19 protein-coding genes are annotated in these 16999 nt (G+C 50.6%); 9 read left to right on the top strand and 10 right to left on the bottom strand.

Going from position 1 to position 16999, the window contains the following annotated elements; all coding sequences use genetic code 11:
• Positions 1 to 83 precede the first annotated feature (83 nt).
• Positions 84 to 1112: an anthranilate phosphoribosyltransferase gene (gene trpD / locus ACTHTY_RS02240; RefSeq protein ID WP_003747072.1), complete on the top strand. Its 1029-nt coding sequence runs from the start codon at positions 84 to 86 to the stop codon at positions 1110 to 1112.
• 64 nt (positions 1113 to 1176) lie between these two features.
• On the opposite strand, the gene ACTHTY_RS02235 is transcribed toward trpD, so the two are convergent.
• The 5 genes from ACTHTY_RS02235 to ACTHTY_RS02215 form a co-directional block, all read right to left on the bottom strand.
• Positions 1177 to 1524 carry a CsbD family protein gene (locus ACTHTY_RS02235; RefSeq protein ID WP_036490595.1) on the bottom strand — a complete coding sequence of 116 codons (348 nt, stop codon included), beginning with the start codon at positions 1522 to 1524 and terminating at the stop codon, positions 1177 to 1179.
• Positions 1525 to 1643: 119 nt separating this feature from the next.
• Positions 1644 to 2210, bottom strand: a complete 567-nt coding sequence (locus ACTHTY_RS02230) for an SGNH/GDSL hydrolase family protein (protein WP_070813944.1) — start codon at positions 2208 to 2210, stop codon at positions 1644 to 1646.
• A gap of 122 nt (positions 2211 to 2332) precedes the next feature.
• Positions 2333 to 2590 carry a hypothetical protein gene (locus ACTHTY_RS02225; RefSeq protein ID WP_004519821.1) on the bottom strand — a complete coding sequence of 86 codons (258 nt, stop codon included), beginning with the start codon at positions 2588 to 2590 and terminating at the stop codon, positions 2333 to 2335.
• Between the two features lie 87 nt (positions 2591 to 2677).
• Complete coding sequence (locus ACTHTY_RS02220) at positions 2678 to 4840, bottom strand: heavy metal translocating P-type ATPase (protein ID WP_440366324.1); 2163 nt, start codon at positions 4838 to 4840, stop codon at positions 2678 to 2680.
• A gap of 99 nt (positions 4841 to 4939) precedes the next feature.
• Positions 4940 to 5149: a heavy-metal-associated domain-containing protein gene (locus ACTHTY_RS02215; protein ID WP_314575616.1), complete on the bottom strand. Its 210-nt coding sequence runs from the start codon at positions 5147 to 5149 to the stop codon at positions 4940 to 4942.
• 147 nt (positions 5150 to 5296) lie between these two features.
• Between ACTHTY_RS02215 and cueR the strand changes: the two genes are divergently transcribed.
• Positions 5297 to 5689 (top strand): Cu(I)-responsive transcriptional regulator, encoded by a 393-nt coding sequence (gene cueR, locus ACTHTY_RS02210; RefSeq protein ID WP_440366323.1) that lies wholly within the window; start codon positions 5297 to 5299, stop codon positions 5687 to 5689.
• Positions 5690 to 5937: 248 nt separating this feature from the next.
• Here the strand turns inward: cueR and ACTHTY_RS02205 are convergent, their stop codons facing one another.
• Positions 5938 to 6147: a heavy-metal-associated domain-containing protein gene (locus ACTHTY_RS02205; protein WP_049344680.1), complete on the bottom strand. Its 210-nt coding sequence runs from the start codon at positions 6145 to 6147 to the stop codon at positions 5938 to 5940.
• Positions 6148 to 6291: 144 nt separating this feature from the next.
• Here ACTHTY_RS02205 and ACTHTY_RS02200 point away from each other — a divergent pair, with 144 nt between their 5' ends.
• The 3 genes from ACTHTY_RS02200 to ACTHTY_RS02190 all read left to right on the top strand — a co-directional run bounded on the left by ACTHTY_RS02200 (position 6292) and on the right by ACTHTY_RS02190 (position 9772).
• Positions 6292 to 7464: a sugar transporter gene (locus ACTHTY_RS02200; RefSeq protein ID WP_440366322.1), complete on the top strand. Its 1173-nt coding sequence runs from the start codon at positions 6292 to 6294 to the stop codon at positions 7462 to 7464.
• Between the two features lie 265 nt (positions 7465 to 7729).
• Complete coding sequence (locus ACTHTY_RS02195; protein ID WP_254323752.1) at positions 7730 to 9145, top strand: SLC13 family permease; 1416 nt, start codon at positions 7730 to 7732, stop codon at positions 9143 to 9145.
• Positions 9146 to 9262: 117 nt separating this feature from the next.
• On the top strand, positions 9263 to 9772 hold the full coding sequence (locus ACTHTY_RS02190) for a peptidylprolyl isomerase (protein ID WP_440366321.1): 510 nt from the start codon (positions 9263 to 9265) through the stop codon (positions 9770 to 9772).
• Positions 9773 to 9848: 76 nt separating this feature from the next.
• Here the strand turns inward: ACTHTY_RS02190 and ACTHTY_RS02185 are convergent, their stop codons facing one another.
• Positions 9849 to 10346: a YbhB/YbcL family Raf kinase inhibitor-like protein gene (locus ACTHTY_RS02185; RefSeq protein WP_002232090.1), complete on the bottom strand. Its 498-nt coding sequence runs from the start codon at positions 10344 to 10346 to the stop codon at positions 9849 to 9851.
• A 186-nt stretch (positions 10347 to 10532) separates the two neighbouring features.
• Between ACTHTY_RS02185 and ypfJ the strand changes: the two genes are divergently transcribed.
• Positions 10533 to 11372: a KPN_02809 family neutral zinc metallopeptidase gene (gene ypfJ, locus ACTHTY_RS02180; RefSeq protein ID WP_440366320.1), complete on the top strand. Its 840-nt coding sequence runs from the start codon at positions 10533 to 10535 to the stop codon at positions 11370 to 11372.
• Positions 11373 to 11493: 121 nt separating this feature from the next.
• Positions 11494 to 12876 (top strand): phosphomannomutase/phosphoglucomutase, encoded by a 1383-nt coding sequence (locus ACTHTY_RS02175; RefSeq protein WP_440366319.1) that lies wholly within the window; start codon positions 11494 to 11496, stop codon positions 12874 to 12876.
• 104 nt (positions 12877 to 12980) lie between these two features.
• Here ACTHTY_RS02175 and rpe read toward each other — a convergent pair whose 3' ends face one another.
• Complete coding sequence (gene rpe / locus ACTHTY_RS02170; protein ID WP_036490579.1) at positions 12981 to 13661, bottom strand: ribulose-phosphate 3-epimerase; 681 nt, start codon at positions 13659 to 13661, stop codon at positions 12981 to 12983.
• A gap of 277 nt (positions 13662 to 13938) precedes the next feature.
• Between rpe and ACTHTY_RS02165 the strand changes: the two genes are divergently transcribed.
• Entirely contained in the window at positions 13939 to 14367 is a 429-nt protein-coding gene (locus tag ACTHTY_RS02165; RefSeq protein WP_070460901.1) for a Spy/CpxP family protein refolding chaperone, read from the top strand.
• Between the two features lie 64 nt (positions 14368 to 14431).
• Here the strand turns inward: ACTHTY_RS02165 and ACTHTY_RS02160 are convergent, their stop codons facing one another.
• Positions 14432 to 15298, bottom strand: coding sequence for an ATP-binding protein (locus ACTHTY_RS02160; protein ID WP_070460903.1), 867 nt, complete (start codon positions 15296 to 15298; stop codon positions 14432 to 14434).
• 16 nt (positions 15299 to 15314) lie between these two features.
• On the bottom strand, positions 15315 to 15929 hold the full coding sequence (locus ACTHTY_RS02155; protein ID WP_003683409.1) for a riboflavin synthase: 615 nt from the start codon (positions 15927 to 15929) through the stop codon (positions 15315 to 15317).
• Positions 15930 to 16054: 125 nt separating this feature from the next.
• Here ACTHTY_RS02155 and ACTHTY_RS02150 point away from each other — a divergent pair, with 125 nt between their 5' ends.
• Entirely contained in the window at positions 16055 to 16900 is an 846-nt protein-coding gene (locus tag ACTHTY_RS02150) for a 23S rRNA (adenine(2030)-N(6))-methyltransferase RlmJ (protein ID WP_440366318.1), read from the top strand.
• Positions 16901 to 16999: the final 99 nt, after the last annotated feature.

The following is a 16999-nucleotide window of genomic DNA, read 5'->3' as shown; positions in this document are numbered from 1 at the left end:
AGCCGTCTGAAAGGAGTTTGACAATGTTCAAACCGCATTTTCAGACGGCCTGAATCACATCGGACACGAACAAAGGAAAAATCATGATTACCCCTCAACAAGCGATTGAACGCCTCATCAGCAACAACGAACTTTTCTACGATGAAATGACCGACCTCATGCGCCAAATCATGAGTGGCCAAGTTCCGCCCGAGCAAATCGCCGCCATCCTGACCGGCCTGCGGATTAAAGTTGAAACCGTTTCCGAGATTACCGCTGCAGCCAGCGTAATGCGCGAATTTGCCACCAAAGTGCCACTGGAAAACGCCGATGACTTGGTCGATATTGTCGGCACGGGCGGCGACGGTGCCAAAACCTTCAATATTTCGACGACTTCCATGTTTGTCGCGGCAGCAGCAGGCGCGAAAGTCGCCAAACACGGCGGCCGCTCCGTTTCTTCATCCAGCGGCGCTGCCGATGTCATGGAACAAATGGGCGCCAACCTCAATCTCAACCCCGAACAGGTTGCCCAAAGCATTCAGCAAACCGGCATCGGCTTTATGTTTGCTCCCAACCATCACAGCGCCATGCGCTATGTTGCCCCTGTCCGCCGTTCGCTCGGCTTCCGCAGCATCTTCAATATCTTGGGCCCGCTGACCAATCCAGCCGGCGCGGCAAACCAACTCTTGGGCGTGTTCCACATCGACTTGTGCGGCATTCTTTCCCGCGTATTGCAACAGCTTGGTTCCAAACATGTTTTGGTTGTGTGCGGCGAAGGCGGTTTGGATGAAATCACGCTGACCGGCAAAACCCGCGTTGCCGAACTGAAAGACGGCAAAATCACCGAATACGATATCAGCCCGGCCGATTTCGGCATGGAAATCCGCCGCAATTTGGACGAAATCAAAGTCGAAAACGCGCAAGAATCCCTGCAAAAAATGAACGAAGTGCTGGATGGCAAAGTCGGTGCCGCACGCGACATCGTCGTCCTCAATGCAGCCGCCGCGCTCTACGCAGGAAATGTGGTCGCATCGCTGGCGGACGGTGTCAAAGCCGCGCAAGAAGCCATCGACTCCGGCAAAGCCAAAGCCAAAAAAGACGAGTTTATCGAATTTGGCAAACAGTTTGCCTAAACTTTAAAACCATAAACAAAGGCCGTCTGAAAAATCTTTCAGACGGCCTTTTATTCTTTAAATATTAAAATTTGCTTTTAATATCATTAATCAAGCCTTCAGCTTTTTCTTTGGCTTCTTCAGCCAAGTGTGCTACTTTCTCTTTGGCTTCACCGGCTAAATGAGCTGCTTTTTCTTTAGCTTCACCTGCAAAGTTTTCTACTTTTTCTTTAGCCTCGCCTGCGAAGTGCGCCGCTTTTTCTTTGGCTTCACCTGCAAAGTTTTCTGCTTTTTCTTTAGCATCCGCAGCAACTTCTTTTGTCTTACCGACGCCTTGTTGAACTACGCCTTCAGCTTTGAGTTTGGAATCGTCAAGAACTTCGCCGGCTTTCTCTTTTACTTCACCGCTGATTTGATCTAATTTGCCAGTCATCATTTATTCCTTCTTAGTTTCATGTTGATAAGAGTAATCACTATATCCCAAAAGATATTGGGTTGCAACTTAAAGTCTGTCTCAATATTAAAAACATAATAAAAATGGATTACGTCAAGTTAGCACAACTGTTTCAATATCGCTTCGGCTACTGCCTTGCCTATCATCTTACTGCCAAACTCATTGAAATGAAGCCCGTCGCACAGCATCACATCAGTCAAATCCTGCTCAAACATCAGGCTGTATAAATCATTGATGGCAAAGCCATATTGCCTTGCCAAATCCTCCGCCACACGGTTATAGGCCTTCAAATCAGCCAGATAGCGGCGCGAGGGTTTGACGATATTGTGTACGCTTTCCAAAAACGGCGTACTGCACGCCCAAATAATTTTTGCACCTGTCTGTTTCAAATAATCAAAAATTTGAATCAGGTTGCTGCGATAGGTTTTTATATCGGCCACCGGCTCATTACAGCCTTGATTATGGCGGATGTCGTGCAAACCGCAATTGATGTGGATAATGTCTCCCACAGTCGCGCCCTCTGTCCATTGCCTGATATGCTCTAACACATCATGCGACGAACGGCAGTTTTCCGATGGAGAAACAATATCCACCTCAGGCAAAGCGGCGCGCGTGTAAGGCTCCGAAGCAAGCCGCACGGAGTCGCCGATTAAGTAAACGGTCATTTTTGTTCTCCTCCCTTTATTTGAACAAATACTAAGGCCGTCTGAAATATCACTTATATTATTATAAGAGTGCTATTTCAGACGGCCTTAACTTCAGTCAAGTTTTATTGTTAAATCATAAATTAACGCTGACTGTTTTTATAAAAATCAATTAATTGCTTGGCCTGCAACATGGGCAGCCCAAAACGGTCGCTCACGGCTTTCAAATCCTTCCATTCCTGACCGGTCAGATTTTGCCCAACCCATTTGAGGTTTTCCGGATTGCTTTTGATTTTCTCAAAATACGCCTGCTTACGTTTCCAGTTGCGCGACCACACCAACAACATGGTAAAAATACATAAAACAATCAATACAATATTGGTAAACAACATCATGTCCATACGACATACTCCCGCTTGAGTCTCGAAATCAGAAAATATGGATTAAAGGCCGTCTGAAAAAACAGTCTTCAGACGGCCTTTATATTATCACTCAATATTCACCCGTTTCAGGCGCAAGGCATTGCTCAACACGGAAACCGAGCTTGCCGCCATTGCCGCACCTGCGATGACGGGGTTTAAAAAGCCAAGCGCAGCGAGCGGAATGCCCAAGATATTGTAGAAGAAGGCGAAAAACAGGTTTTGCTTGATGTTTTTCAAAGTCGCCTGCGACACCAGCAGGGCATCGGCAAGCTGGTTGACCGAATGCTGCATCAGCGTGGCGGATGCGGTGTGTTCGGCAACGTCCGCGCCGCCTTTCATCGCGAAGCTGACGTTGGCGGCGGCGAGCGCGGGGGCGTCGTTGATACCATCGCCGACCATCGCCACGGTTTTGCCGGCGGCTTTGAGTTTCTGTACTTCGGCGGCTTTGTCGCGCGGACTCATATTGCCGAAGGCGTGTGCGATACCCAGTTGTTTGGCGACGTATTCGACCGTGCCTTGGTTGTCGCCGCTCATGATGTAAACATCGATATTGTGTTTTTTCAGACGGCCTATGGCTTCGGCGGTATCGGCTTTCAATGCGTCGGCAAGTGCGAATGCGCCGATAGGTTTGTTATCGACCGAGACTGCAACAATGCTTGCAATGTCCCAAACGCCGTCTGAAAACTTCGGCAAGGTCAGTTCGGCAAATTCGGCTTTGCCTGCTTTCACCAAACCCACGCCTTCCACTTCGGCGGTAATGCCTGCGCCGACAACGGTTTGCGCGTTTTGTGCGGCGGGGATGTCCAAACCGCGCGCTTGGGCGGCGGAAACGATGGCTCGGGCGAGCGGATGAGCGGCGTTTTGTTCGACGGCGGCGGCGATCCGGTACAAAGCGCCTTCGTCAAAGCCACTGTCGGGAACGCAGTAAACGGCGGCAACCTGCGGCCTGCCTTCGGTCAGCGTGCCGGTTTTGTCCAACACGACGGCATCGACGTGGGCGGCTTCTTCCATTGCCGCCGCGTCTTTAAACCAAATGCCGTGTTTCACCGCCTTGCCCATGCCGACCATAATCGCAGCGGGCGTCGCCAGACCGAGTGCGCACGGGCAGGCAATCACCAAAACGGCAACGGCGTGCATCAGCGCAACCGTCCAATCGCCTTTCACCAGCCAAGTGGCGATAAAAGTCAGAAGCGCGATGCCCACGACGGCAGGCACAAACACCGCCGCCGCCTTGTCTGCCACGCGCGCAATCGGCGCTTTACTGCCTTGTGCTTCAGAGAGCGCGTTCATCATGTCGCCGAGCAATGTTTGGCTGCCGAGCTGCGTGGCGCGGTACACCACGCTGCCTTCAGTCATCAGCGCGCCCGCCAACACTTTGCCGCCTGCTTTTTTCTCTTCGGGATTGGATTCACCGGTAAGATGGCTCTCATCCGCCCAACCGCTGCCGCTTTCAATAATGCCGTCGGCGGCAATGCGTTCGCCGTGATTGGCGCGGATAAGGTCGCCGATTTGCACTTGGTCGATGGGCAGTTGTTTCCATTCGCCATCGCGCTGTACGTTGACTTGAGTAGGCGTGAGTTTGAGCAGCAAGCCCAAGCTGTTTAGGCTGGATTTTTTGGTGCGGTGTTCCAAAAATTTGCCCAGCGACACAAAACCAATCACCATCACGCCCGCTTCAAAATACACATGCGCCATGCCGTGCGCCGCATGCGGACTGAAAAACAGCATATAGACAGAATACAGGTAAATCGACACCGTACCGATGGTAACCAGCACGTCCATATTCGCCAGCCCGCCTTTAATGCTCGCCCACGCGCTTTTGTAAAACGGGATGGCCAGCCAAAGTTGCACTATGCTTGCCAGTACAAACTGCCATACAGGCGGAATCATCCAATCGTGCCGCCCGATCATCATACCTGCCATACCGATTAAAAACGGAATATTGATGGCCAGCAAAAGCCACAGCCTCCAGCTTACATGCGCTGTTTCTTCGGGCTGCGGCAGCGCGTCTTCCGTTTTTTCCTTCGCGCCGTAACCGGTTTTCTCAATGATTTTGGCAATGTCTGCGGCGGAGGTTTTGCTGTCGTCAAACGTAACCTGCGCCTCCTCGCTGGCGAAGTTCACCCCCACTGATTCGACAAAATCTTTTTTGTTCAACACTTTTTCAATACGCGAAGCGCAGGCCTGACAGGTCATGCCTTCGATTTGGAAACGGACTTTTTGTTGCATGGTTTCTTCCTTCTGAATGTGGTTGGGCTACCTGAAAAAAGCGGAGCAGGGTTTTCAGGTAGCCTTTGGGGTGTTGCAGTCGATTTGTTGCGATTCGATTTACAAAGCCACATCAAAGCCGCCGTCTTCCACCGCTTCTATCAGCGCGGCGGGGTTGGTTTGGGCGGGGTCGAATTCCACGACGGCATTCTTGTTTTCCAGGCTCACTTCGGCCTTGTCCACGCCGTTTACTCCTTCGAGGATGCTGGTAACGCTTTTCACGCAGCCGCCGCAGGTCATGCCTTCGATGTTTAATGTGATGGTTTGCATAGGGTTTCCTTTCTGTTGGAATGAGGCTGAGGTTTTAAAGCCCGTTGCAGCCAAAGCTTTCAGGTAACCTGAAATGATGGGTCTGCTCTTGCTTTCCCGCTAAGTGCCGCCACTATAAAGCTTTACCCGAAGTAAAGGTCAAGCATCATGATGAACATCAGCCAGGCCGCGGCCGAGAGCGGCCTTTCCGCCAAACAAATCCGCGACTACGAAAAGCACGGCCTAATCGCCCCGGCCGCGCGCAGCGAAGCGGGCTACCGCCGCTACGGACAGGCCGACCTTGTCCGGCTGCGCTTTATCCGCCATGCGCGGGAAGTGGGCTTTTCGCTGCCGCAGATCGGGCAGCTTTTGAGCCTGCAACACGACCCGCAGCGTACCAGCCGCGAAGTGAAAACGCTCACCGCGCGGCACATCGCCGAGCTGGAAGCCAAAATCGAACGCTTGCAGGGCATGGTGGCCGAGCTGCAACGTTGGCACGATGCCTGCACGGGAGACGACTGCCCGGATTGTGCGATTTTGGCCGGGCTGGAGGAGCGTTAGGCGGCTTGGGCAGAATAGAAACAGGCTACCTGAAAAGTTTCAGGTAGCCTTAGTCGGCCGCTAACGGTTTGGTACAGGCCTCGTCGTAATACGGCAGCCACTTGCCGCCGCTTTGCTCAGATATGCGCGAAAACTTTTGTTTACCCGTGTGGCGGTGTAATCCAAATAATGGCAAAAAGTAAGTTATCAAGAGACAAAGGCCGTCTGAAGCGTTTCAGACGGCCTTTATTCAAAAATACGCTTATCGGTTACAAAGCCACATCGTAGCCGCCGTCTTCTACGGCATCAATCAGCGCGTCGGCATCCGTCTTGCTTTCATCGAAAGTAATCACTGCATTTTTGTTTTCCAAGCTGACTTCTGCTTTTTCCACGCCTTCTACGCCTTCCAAAAGACGGGTTACGCTTTTCACGCAGCCGCCGCAGGTCATGCCGTCGATGTTGAGGGTAACAGTTTGCATTTGTATTTCCTTTCATTCACACAAATATGGTTGCCGAACACTTTACTCCTTACGCAAACAGCTTGCAAATTCTTCATTAAGGCCGTCTGAAAAATGCAGATAGGCGTACAATAACACCTTTTGCTTCATCAAACGGACATAATAATGACTTCAACATTCAAACAATGGGTTAGCGTATGCGCGCTGGCGGTGGGGGCGTTTATTTTCAATACCACCGAATACATTCCGATTGCGCTTTTGAGCGACATCGGTCAGAGCTTTGGCAAAGCGGCAACGGAAGTGGGCATGATGATTACGGTGTATGCGTGGATTGTTGCGCTCCTTTCGCTGCCGCTGATGCTGATGACGAAAAACATCGAACGGCGCAAATTATTGCTGATGCTGTTTGCACTGTTTGCGCTGTTTCACGCGCTGTCGTTCTTTTCTTGGAACTTCAACATCCTCTTGGTCAGCCGTATCGGGATTGCGCTGACACACGCGGTATTTTGGTCGATTACGGCTTCTTTGGCGGTACGGCTTGCTCCCACCGGCAAAACCAATCAGGCTTTGGGCCTGCTCAGTACGGGTACGGTTTTGGCGATGGTTTTGGGTATTCCGCTGGGACGCGTGGTCGGGCAATACTTCGGCTGGCAGCTCAGCTTCCTACTGATCGGGGTTTGCGCTGCCGGCGTAATGCTGGTGTTGGCCAAAAACCTGCCTGCTTTACCCAGCCAAAATACCGGCTCTTTAAGCAGCCTGCCGAGTTTGTTCAAACGCCGCAACCTGATGCTGCTCTATACCATGACGGTATTGATTATTACGGCACATTTCACGGCATACAGCTATATCGAGCCTTTTGTATTGCAAGTTGGCGGATTTAAGGCTGAACAGGTCACCATCGTTTTGAGCCTATACGGTTTGGCAGGCTTCGCCGCTTCTTATCTGTTTGGCAAATGGTTTGCCAAATCGCAACGCCTGTTTATGCTTGGCGCGGTGGCGGTCATCCTGCTCTCCGCTCTGCTGCTTCTGCCGTTTGCCTCTTTCCCTTATGCGGTGTACGCGCTGGTGTTTATTTGGGGCGTGGCCATCGTCATCGTCAGCTTGGGCATGGTATCGAAGGTCTTGGCATTCGCCTCGGATGCAACAGATGTGGCCAACTCGATTTATTCAGGTTTGTACAATGTCGGCATCGGCGGCGGTGCGCTTTTGGGACATTATGTAACCGTCTGGTTCGGCCTTTCCAATATCGGCATTGCCGGAGCCTTGCTGGCGGCGGCAGGTTTGGCCGTTTGCGGTTTGTTGTTTAAGGAACAAGACAATCTGACGCAAAATGTTTAAATCCATATAAATCAGGATGGTATTACTGACCCGGCCGTAATTTTGGCAGTTTTACCGATTTGTCCTGATGCTTATTAACCCACGATGGGTCTTCATTCCGCCGGATAAGCAGTTTTCTTGCTGCTTATCCGGTTTTCATTTCATTTTTAAAAAATAATTTACAATTTGTTTACACTACATTAAATTACAAATATACTGTCGTCTATTAGGCCGTCTGAACGTACGGCTGAAAAGAAAAACCAATCATGTTTCAGAGGAATACATCATGGACTTAAACGCCAAGGATAAGACTCAGCATCCTGAGAACGTCGAGCTTCTCAGTGCGCAGAAGCCGATTACCGATTTTAAAGGACTGCTGACGACCATTATCTCTGCTGTTGTCTGCTTCGGCATTTATTACATCCTTCCCTACAGCCCCGACGCCAACAAAGGCATCGCGCTGTTGATTTTCGTTGCCGCGCTTTGGTTTACCGAAGCCGTCCACATTACGGTAACCGCATTGATGGTGCCGATTCTCGCCGTCGTACTCGGCTTCCCCGACATGGACATCAAAAAGGCGATGGCGGGCTTTGCCGATCCGACGATTTACATCTTCTTCGGCGGCTTCGCACTTGCCACCGCACTGCACATGCAACGTCTCGACCGTAAAATCGCCGTCAGCCTGTTGCGCCTGTCCCGCGGCAATATGAAAGTTGCCGTGCTGATGCTGTTTGCCGTTACCGCCTTCCTGTCTATGTGGATCAGCAACACCGCAACCGCCGCCATGATGCTGCCTTTGGCCATGGGTATGATGAGCCACCTCGATCAAGAAAAAGAACGCAAAACCTACGTCTTCGTCCTGCTTGGCATCGCCTACTGCGCCAGTATCGGCGGCTTGGGTACCGTGGTCGGTTCGCCGCCAAACATGATTGCTGCCAAAGCGCTGAACTTGGACTTCGTCGGCTGGATGAAGCTCGGCCTGCCGATGATGCTGTTGATTCTGCCGCTGATGCTGTTCTCCATGTACGTCATCCTCAAACCTAATTTGAACGAGCGCGTGGAAGTTAAAGCCGAATCTATTCCTTGGACTTTGCACCGCGTTATCGCGCTGTTGATTTTCTTAGCCGCAGCCATCGCTTGGGTATTCAGCTCCAAAATCAAAGCTGCATTCGGCATTTCCAACCCCGATACCGTTATCGCCCTGATTGCCGCCGTTGCCGTCGTCGTATTCGGCGTGGCGCAATGGAAAGAAGTTGCCCGTAATACCGACTGGGGTGTATTGATGCTCTTCGGTGGCGGTATCAGCTTGAGCGCATTGCTGCAATCTTCCGGCGCATCTGAAGCACTGGGTCAGCAAGTTGCTTCCACGTTCTCCCATTCTCCTGCTTTGCTGGTGATTTTCGTGGTTGCGACCTTCATCATCTTCCTGACCGAGTTCACCAGTAACACCGCCTCCGCCGCCCTGCTTGTGCCTATTTTCGCCAGCATTGCCGCGCAAATGGGTCTGCCTGAACAAGTCTTGGTATTCGTCATCGGTGTCGGTGCATCTTGTGCCTTCATGTTACCGGTTGCCACACCGCCTAACGCGATTGTGTTTGGTACAGGCTTAATCAAGCAACGCGAAATGATGAATGTCGGCTTATTGCTGAACATCCTCTGCGTGGTATTGGTTGCTCTGTGGGCTTATGCTGTACTGATGTAAACCATCGACCTAAACAACAAGGCCGTCTGAAAGAATATTTTTCAGACGGCCTTGAAGTTTCTCGTTCAGACACAATTTAACGAATGACTAAAACCGGATTCTAACGAAAGGAAACCCATGATTATCCTGCACACCAACAAAGGCGACATCAAAATCGAACTGGATTTCGACAAAGCCCCCGTTACTGCTAAAAACTTCGAGCAATACGTTAAAGACGGCTTCTACGACGGCGTAATCTTCCACCGCGTCATCAAAGGCTTTATGATTCAAGGCGGCGGCATGGATGAAAACATGAACGAAAAAGAAACCCGCGATCCGATTCAAAACGAAGCGTCCAACGGTTTGCCTAACGAGAAATACACCATCGCCATGGCGCGTACTTCCGATCCTCATTCTGCCAGCGCGCAATTCTTCATCAACACTGCCGACAACGCTTTCTTGAACTTCCGTTCTAAAGAGCTGTACGGCAAAACCGTCGTTCAAGACTGGGGCTATGCCGTATTCGGTAAAGTCGTTGACGGTTTTGACGTTGTCGATACCATCGAAGGCGTTTCTACCAAACGTCACGGCTACCACGACGACGTACCGAGCGAACCTGTCATCATCACTAAAGCCGAAGTGGTTTAATTGATTTGATTTCCCATAAAAACAGCCTGTCCGAATTAAAAACGGACAGGCTGTTTTTCAATAATGACGCATACCGTCACACATCATAAGTACCGACTACGCATGCCGAATCCAACACATGACCCTGCATGGCAAAATGCAGTTCATTAAAGCGGAAACCACGCGGCAAATCCAAAACGGTATCCAGCGCGTACACAATCAGTTCATAACGATGGCGGTTGTTCGGTGGTGCCATACCGCCGTAAAAAGAAGCCTCTTCGATTTCAAATTTACCCAACGCGCTCGCCCAAGTGTTCGCGCCCTGCGTAAAATCTGTTGCAGAAATACTTTCATTTTCTGCCACGGAAGTACGTTTCAAATCCGAAATCAACCAATGCGTCCATACGAAGCCGGATGCTGAAATGGCATCTTTGTCTTCCAACACCACGGCAAACGATTTTGTTCCTTCAGGCGCATCTTCGATCTCAAAAGGAATCGAATAAGAAGGCATACCGCTCGGGCTGAACTGACTGCCGCGCTTGCCGTATTTGTCTTCAAATTCGCCGTTGACAATAGCTTTACTGCTGACTTTCATCTTATATCTCCCAATAGTAGGTTTATTCATTCTAACAAACACCAAGGCCGTCTGAAAGATACTGCCGTTTTCACTTTCCCGATGTCGCATTTTCAGACGGCCTCAAGCAATATTCACAATTCGATCAAACACATTTGACATTCCATAGTATAATCCGCCGCATGAAAACTACACAGGATACGCATTATGGATTGGAAAGGTCGTGAACAAAGCCAAAACGTCGAAGATCGCCGCGGAAGCCGTGGCGGCGGTGGCGGCAAAACGCCGGGCATACTCGGCATTATCGTGGTTTTGGTCGGCGCATATTACGGCGTGGATTTGAGCGGTTTGGTTGGCGGCTCATCTTCGATGGGCATTCCTACCCAGCAAGCTTCCCGACTCGACAGCCAACAAGAAGCCGAATTAAACGAACTGTCCCGCGTCGTCCTTGCCGATACGGAAAAAGCATGGAGCAAATATTTCCAACAACACAGCCAACGCTACACGCCAACAACCATGGTGTTGTATGAAGGCGGTACGTCCACCGCCTGCGGTATGGGCCAATCAGCCATGGGGCCGTTTTACTGCCCGGGCGACCAAAAAGTTTATTTGGATTTGAGCTTCTACGAAGACATGCGTACCAAGCTCGAATCCGCCAGCGATGCTGCGTTTGCCTACGTTATTGCCCATGAAGTCGGCCATCACGTTCAAAACCTGCTCGGCATTCTGCCTAAAGTCCACAAAATGCAACAACAAGTCGGCAAAAAAGAGGCCAATGCCCTTTCCGTCAAACTCGAATTACAGGCCGACTGCTTCGCCGGTATTTGGGGACACTACGCCGTCAACAACAATATCTTCAAAGCCGAAGACATTCAAAAAGCCATGCTGGCCGCTGAATCCGTCGGCGACGACCGCTTGCAGAAACAGGCTCAGGGCTATGTCGTTCCCGACAGCTTTACCCATGGCTCGTCCGAAGAACGCATGACTTGGCTCAAGCGCGGCTTGGAAAGCGGCGATATCAACCAGTGCAACACTTTCAACAATTGATTCGTCCAAACAACACTGTTCTTTGATGTAACGACAAAAGGCCGTCTGAATTCTTCAGACGGCCTTTTAGCCGTGTTAAAATAACGCCTATTATTTTCCCTTAAATTCAAAGGAAATCCACATGGCAAATATCGCCCGCGACATTTTCAAAGCCTACGACATCCGAGGCATCGTCGGTAAAACCCTGACCGACGAAGCTGCCTACTTAATTGGCAAAGCCATTGCCACCAAAGCCTTAGAAAAAGGCATTACCCGCATCGCACTCGGTCGCGACGGCCGTTTGAGCGGCCCCGGCCTGATGGCACAAATTCAACGCGGTTTTACAGACAGCGGCATCGACGTCCTCAACGTCGGCATGGTTGCCACCCCTATGCTCTACTTCGCAGCCATCAACGAATGCGGCGGCAGCGGCGTAATGATTACCGGCAGCCACAATCCGCCCGATTACAACGGTTTCAAAATGATGCTCGGCGGCGACACGCTCGCAGGCGAAGCCATTCAAGAACTTTTAGCTATTGTTGAAAAAGACGGTTTTGTTGCCGCCGACAAACAAGGCAGCGTAACCGAAAAAGACATCTCCGGCGAATACCACAACAACATCGTCGGCCATATCAAGCTCAAACGCCCGATGAAAATCGTGATTGACGCGGGCAACGGTGTCGGCGGCGCATTTGCAGGCAAACTCTACAAAGGTTTGGGCAATGAAGTTACCGAACTTTTCTGCGAAGTGGACGGCAACTTCCCTAATCACCACCCCGACCCTTCCAAACCGAAAAACCTGCAAGACCTCATTGTCGAACTCAAAAACGGCAATGCCGAAATCGGCTTGGCATTTGACGGCGATGCCGACCGCTTGGGCGTGGTTACCAAAGACGGCAACATCATCTATCCGGACCGCCAACTGATGCTTTTCGCACAAGACGTGTTGAGCCGCAATCCTAAAGCCAAAGTGATTTTCGACGTCAAATCCACCCGTCTGCTTGCGCCTTGGATTAAAGAACACAGTGGCGAACCTGTGATGGAAAAAACCGGCCACAGCTTCATCAAATCCACCATGAAAAAAACCGGCGCACTGGTTGCCGGCGAAATGAGCGGACACATCTTCTTTAAAGAACGCTGGTTCGGCTTCGACGACGGTATGTATGCCGGCGCACGCCTCTTGGAAATCCTGTCTGCCTTCGACAATCCGTCCGAAGTATTGAACAAGCTGCCACAAAGCATTTCCACTCCGGAACTCAACATCGACCTGCCCGAAGGCAGCAACGGCCACAAAGTGATTGAAGAGCTGGCTGCCAATGCCAAGTTTGAAGGTGCGACCGAAATCATCACCATCGACGGCTTGCGCGTTGAATTCCCCGACGGCTTCGGCCTGATGCGTGCTTCCAATACCACACCGATTTTGGTGTTGCGTTTTGAAGCGGATACGCAAGAAGCGATTGAACGTATTCAAAACCAATTCAAAGCAGTCATTGAAAGCAATCCTGCATTGAAATGGCCGCTGTAAGGGTTTAGGCTAAAACAAAAGGCCGTCTGAAAATTATTTCAGACGGCCTTTAATATTAAACATTGATTATTTAAAGTTTGGAAACTAAGAATATCCCGGCTTGGTTATCCGACTTGCGCCAACTGTTGGCGCATTTCATCGATAACGGCTTTGTAATCCGGTTTGCCAAAAATCGCCGAACCGGCGACAAACGTATCCGCACCCGCCGCCGCAATTTCAGCAATATTGTCTGTTTTCACGCCGCCATCGACTTCCAATGCGATATGGCGGCCGCTTTGCCGTTCATACTCGTCCAACATCTCGCGCACTTTGCGGATTTTCACCAGTGTATTCGGGATAAAGCTTTGTCCGCCGAAGCCCGGGTTGACCGACATCAGCAACACCATATCCAGTTTGTCCAAAACGTTTTCCAGAATATTGACCGGCGTGGCAGGATTCAATACTAAGCCTGCCTGGCAGCCGTATTCTTTAATCAAACCCAAGCTGCGGTCGATGTGGCGGCTGGCTTCCGGATGAAAGGTAATGATATTGGCACCGGCTTTGGCAAACGCATGAATCAAATCGTCCACCGGCTCAACCATCAAATGCACATCGACCGGCACGGTTGCATACGGTTTCAAAGCCGCGCAAACCATAGGGCCGAAAGTCAGATTCGGCACATAATGATTGTCCATCACGTCAAAATGAATCAAATCCGCACCGGCGCGGATAACTTCGGCAACCTCTTCGCCCAAGCGGGCAAAATCAGCGGACAAAATACTGGGGGCAATACGGTAGTCGGTCATGTTTATTCTCCTAAAGTGTGTTCCTTTGTCATTATCGCATTTTTAACCCTATGTTGTATGCCGCCGACAACGTCTCTACCGTCATTTTTATGAATTTACATTTCATATACATTAATGAAACTTATAATCACATAGTAAGGCTTTGAAAATAAATTATTAGATTACATACATGTGCAAAAAAATCTAACATCATTAACAAAAGTTAACTGCATTGATACTGCCTTTCACACGCTTATCGGTTATATTTCCAAACCTGATGAAACATTAGGAAAACACCGTGTCTGTTGCACTTTCCCGCTATCCGACTTTTATTTTCTTAGCACTCGCCCTACTCTGTTCCAGTCTGCCTGCATATGCCGGTCCGTTTCTGGCCACTTTGGACGACTTCCACCCGAATTGCGACATTCGACAGCTCAATTTATCCGCCGACCAACACGCCGCCCTGCGCCGCCTGCGTACCGACTTCAAACAGATCAACGATAAAGCCTACCGCAAAACCGTACGCTCCGACCGCAACCGCCGTCAAACCATCATCAAAATCCTCTCCGGCGACTCATTCGACTCAAACGCCGCCCGCGATTATGTTGAAAACCGCTACCTCTCCAGCATGGACTATGCGGTGGATGAAATGGAAATCCAATACCGCTTCTATCATCTGCTCAATCCGCGCCAACGCCAGCAATGGTTGTCTTCATGCTTGCGCTGATGGATAAATAAAATACAAAAAGGCCATCTGAAACCATATTCAGACGGCCTTTACTTTTTCAGCCTTAATCCAGCACTCTTTCTTCCGGCAACCGGCCTGCCCAATCGCAGGCAAACTGCCATGCCGAGCGGCCTGAACGGCTGCCGCGCATTTGCGCCCATTGCAACGCAGCTTGGCGCGCCGTATCGTCAAAAGGCACATTGAAATCGTCCAACCAGTTCGCCACGGCGGTCAAATAATCGTTTTGATCGAAAGGATAAAAACTCAGCCATAAGCCGAAGCGGTCGGAAAGGGAGATTTTCTCCTCAACAGCCTCTTTCTGATGGATTTCGCCGCGAGTGCCCGTAGTACCGCCGTTTTCATCCATGTATTCAGGAATTAAATGACGGCGGTTGGAAGTGGCATAAACCAAAACATTGGTGCAACGTTGCGACAGTCCGCCGTCTAAAGCAGTTTTCAAGGCTTTATAGGTTTCATCGCCGGTTTCAAACGACAAATCATCGCAGAAAACGATAAATTTCTCGGGGCGCTCGGACAACAGCGTCAACAAAGCCGGCAAGCTGACCAAATCGCTTTTATCCACTTCAATCAGTCGCAGGCCCTGCTCGGCGTATTCGTGCAACAACGCTTTAACCAAGGAGGATTTGCCTGTACCGCGCGCGCCGGTCATCAAGACATTATTTGCCGGACGGCCTGCCAAAAATTGCTCGGTATTGCGTTTCAGTCTGTCGGTTTGCGAACCGACTGCCGCCAATCTGCTCAAAGGAAACGTATGCGGACGCGGCAGGCTTTCCAAAATACCTTTTTTGCCCACGCTGTGCCAACGGTAGGCCAAAGCGCGCCAGTCGGTTTTACCGGCTTCGTCAGGCAGGATTAAATCCAGACGGTTTAAAACGGAATTCGCTTTTTTCAAAAAATTGGATAATTTCATTTTGGCTTTCTTTTTTTCAGACGGCCTTTTGCGCCAATACACGCATCACGGTATCGACAACGGCTTGGGTTTGCGGATCGATTTCAATATTGATGAGGTCGCCTTCTTTGCGGCTGCCAAACAGGGTACGCTCCAAAGTCTCCGGAATCAGGTGTACGCAAAATTCGCTGTCGCTGACTTCGCCTATGGTCAGGCTGCAGCCGTCCAAACCGACAAAGCCTTTGGTCAGGATGTAGGGTTTGAGGTTTTCCGGCAGCTCAAACCAAACTGTGCGGTTGAACTCGCTGGATTCAATTCGGGAAATTCGGGTAACAGCCATCACATGGCCGCTCATCACATGTCCGCCGATTTCATCGCCAAATCGTGCCGCGCGTTCCAAATTGACACTGTCGCCGACTTTCAAGCTACCGAGATTGGTTTTGCGTAAGGTTTCGTCCATCAAATCAAAGCTGACTTTGTTGCCGTCGATTCGGGTAATGGTCAGGCAGCAGCCGTTGTTGGCGACAGAGGCGCCGGTTTGCAGATTGTCGGCGATTTCGGGGGGCAGCTCGACAGTGTGGGTACGAAAGTCGGGCGAAGGTTGGGCGATGTCTGTAATTTTGCCCATGCCTTGTACGATGCCTGTAAACATGATGTCTTCTTTCCGATGGTACGATAAGGCGGATATTGTAGCATTTTCCAGGCACAAAGGCCGTCTGAAAGCGGTGATGGCGATAGTTTGGGGTATAATCGGATTTTTATTTCCGCAGCCCGATCATGCTCAGCTACCGCCACGCCTTCCATGCCGGCAACCATGCCGATATGCTCAAGCACTTTACCCTCTTCCTCGTCCTCGAATATTTCAACCGCAAAGACAAGCCTTATTGGTATATCGATACGCACAGCGGTGCCGGTTTGTATGATTTGAGCGGCGATGAAGCGCAAAAAGTCGGCGAATACAAACAAGGCATTGCGCTCTTGGAACAAGCTGACAAGCTGCCTGCCGAATTGGCCGAATTTGTGGGCCGTCTGAAACAAATACTGCCGCGAGACAACCTTTACTGCGGCTCGCCTTGGCTGGCACAGGCGCTCACGCGCGACAGCGACAAAATGCGCCTCTTTGAGCTGCACCCTGCCGATTTTGTCCATTTGCAAAACAATATGCGCGAAGTCCGTCCTGCACGTAAAGTGCAGGTCAGCCAAGCGGACGGTTATCAAGGCCTGATTTCACTCTTGCCTCCTCCGCCCCGCCGCGCCGCCGTCTTAATTGATCCGCCCTACGAAGAAAAACAAGACTACCGCCGCGTCGTCCAAGTCTTGAAAGATGCTTTGAAACGCTTTGAAACCGGCTGTTACATGGTTTGGTATCCCTGTTTAAGCCGCGAAGAAAGCCGCAAACTGCCGGACGAACTCAAAAAAATCGCTCCCGACAATTATCTGCACGCCGAGCTTCATGTCCATACGCCGCGCAGCGACGGCTTCGGCATGCACGGAAGCGGCATGTTCATCATCAACCCGCCCTATATGCTTACCGAACAGTTGCAAAACAATCTGCCCGAACTTTCCAAAATTCTGGCGCAAGATGCCGGCGCGCATTATGTATTGGAAAGCAAAACGAAATAAACGCTGTCGTCTGAACGCATACCCAAGCGCTTCGATTTTGCCACCATACCTGTTCAGACGGCCTTAACCCTTTATACTTAAGCCTTTTTCCACTACAAT

The organism is Neisseria sp. P0019.S002, from assembly GCF_051957155.1.
Lineage (GTDB): Bacteria > Pseudomonadota > Gammaproteobacteria > Burkholderiales > Neisseriaceae > Neisseria > Neisseria perflava.
Note: the sequence above shows the minus strand (reverse complement) of the source record. Positions and strands in the feature narration are given on the sequence as shown.

What these genes read in the sequence shown, in the direction of transcription:
- ACTHTY_RS02190 (WP_440366321.1), top strand. Translation starts at nt 9,263, where the DNA reads ATGATTATCCTGCACACCAACAAAGGCGACATCAAAATCGAACTGGAT.
- ACTHTY_RS02155 (WP_003683409.1), bottom strand. Translation starts at nt 15,929, where the DNA reads ATGTTTACAGGCATCGTACAAGGCATGGGCAAAATTACAGACATCGCC.
- ACTHTY_RS02235 (WP_036490595.1), bottom strand. Translation starts at nt 1,524, where the DNA reads ATGACTGGCAAATTAGATCAAATCAGCGGTGAAGTAAAAGAGAAAGCC.
- ACTHTY_RS02195 (WP_254323752.1), top strand. Translation starts at nt 7,730, where the DNA reads ATGGACTTAAACGCCAAGGATAAGACTCAGCATCCTGAGAACGTCGAG.
- ypfJ (WP_440366320.1), top strand. Translation starts at nt 10,533, where the DNA reads ATGGATTGGAAAGGTCGTGAACAAAGCCAAAACGTCGAAGATCGCCGC.
- ACTHTY_RS02220 (WP_440366324.1), bottom strand. Translation starts at nt 4,840, where the DNA reads ATGCAACAAAAAGTCCGTTTCCAAATCGAAGGCATGACCTGTCAGGCC.
- ACTHTY_RS02175 (WP_440366319.1), top strand. Translation starts at nt 11,494, where the DNA reads ATGGCAAATATCGCCCGCGACATTTTCAAAGCCTACGACATCCGAGGC.
- ACTHTY_RS02230 (WP_070813944.1), bottom strand. Translation starts at nt 2,210, where the DNA reads ATGACCGTTTACTTAATCGGCGACTCCGTGCGGCTTGCTTCGGAGCCT.
- trpD (WP_003747072.1), top strand. Translation starts at nt 84, where the DNA reads ATGATTACCCCTCAACAAGCGATTGAACGCCTCATCAGCAACAACGAA.
- cueR (WP_440366323.1), top strand. Translation starts at nt 5,297, where the DNA reads ATGATGAACATCAGCCAGGCCGCGGCCGAGAGCGGCCTTTCCGCCAAA.
- ACTHTY_RS02160 (WP_070460903.1), bottom strand. Translation starts at nt 15,298, where the DNA reads ATGAAATTATCCAATTTTTTGAAAAAAGCGAATTCCGTTTTAAACCGT.
- rpe (WP_036490579.1), bottom strand. Translation starts at nt 13,661, where the DNA reads ATGACCGACTACCGTATTGCCCCCAGTATTTTGTCCGCTGATTTTGCC.
- ACTHTY_RS02185 (WP_002232090.1), bottom strand. Translation starts at nt 10,346, where the DNA reads ATGAAAGTCAGCAGTAAAGCTATTGTCAACGGCGAATTTGAAGACAAA.
- ACTHTY_RS02215 (WP_314575616.1), bottom strand. Translation starts at nt 5,149, where the DNA reads ATGCAAACCATCACATTAAACATCGAAGGCATGACCTGCGGCGGCTGC.
- ACTHTY_RS02205 (WP_049344680.1), bottom strand. Translation starts at nt 6,147, where the DNA reads ATGCAAACTGTTACCCTCAACATCGACGGCATGACCTGCGGCGGCTGC.
- ACTHTY_RS02200 (WP_440366322.1), top strand. Translation starts at nt 6,292, where the DNA reads ATGACTTCAACATTCAAACAATGGGTTAGCGTATGCGCGCTGGCGGTG.
- ACTHTY_RS02150 (WP_440366318.1), top strand. Translation starts at nt 16,055, where the DNA reads ATGCTCAGCTACCGCCACGCCTTCCATGCCGGCAACCATGCCGATATG.
- ACTHTY_RS02225 (WP_004519821.1), bottom strand. Translation starts at nt 2,590, where the DNA reads ATGGACATGATGTTGTTTACCAATATTGTATTGATTGTTTTATGTATT.